Raw genomic sequence first — 675 nt, forward strand, 5'->3', positions numbered from 1 at the left:
ATATTTTGTTATATACCAATGTATGGTGTGACTCTTGCATTCAAAGAATATGATTATGCAAAGGGAATACTGCATAGTCCTTGGGTGGGGCTTCGTAATTTTGAGTTTATTCTAATGGAGCCCGAATTTTGGCAAGCATTTAGAAACACTATTATAATCAGTTTTGGTAAATTAATAACCGGTTTTCCTGCACCAATTATTCTTGCCATATTGTTAAATGAACTTAGAGAAGGAAGATATAAAAAAAGTTTACAAACAATATATACATTTCCACACTTTCTATCATGGGTTATAGTAGCTGGTATAATCAAAAATCTTTTTAGTAGTGATGGTGCAATAAACAATGCATTAGTGGCCTTGGGATTCCAAAAATATAGTTTTTTAGCTGATGCGCGATTATTTCGTCCGCTTTTATACATTAGTGAGATTTGGAAGGAATCAGGATGGAGTAGCATTATATACTTAGCTGCTATTTCGGGGATTGATCCAGAATTATATGAAGCTGCATATATCGATGGTGCTAACAGATGGCAGAGGATAAGATATATAACATGGCCGGGAATTAAACCAACTGCAGTCTTATTATTTGTGTTAGCTGTAGGTAACTGTATGAATGCAGGGTTTGACCAAATTTTTAACTTATATAATCCTCTTGTGTATGAAACTGGTGATATT

1 protein-coding gene is annotated in these 675 nt (G+C 33.9%); it reads left to right on the plus strand.

The genetic code is table 11. The features are described from left to right. A partial coding sequence (locus H964_RS01615) for an ABC transporter permease (RefSeq protein WP_039764192.1) occupies positions 1–675 on the plus strand: 675 nt, incomplete at both ends.

It is taken from the genome of Caldicellulosiruptor sp. F32, assembly GCF_000404025.1.
Classification (GTDB): domain Bacteria; phylum Bacillota; class Thermoanaerobacteria; order Caldicellulosiruptorales; family Caldicellulosiruptoraceae; genus Caldicellulosiruptor; species Caldicellulosiruptor saccharolyticus.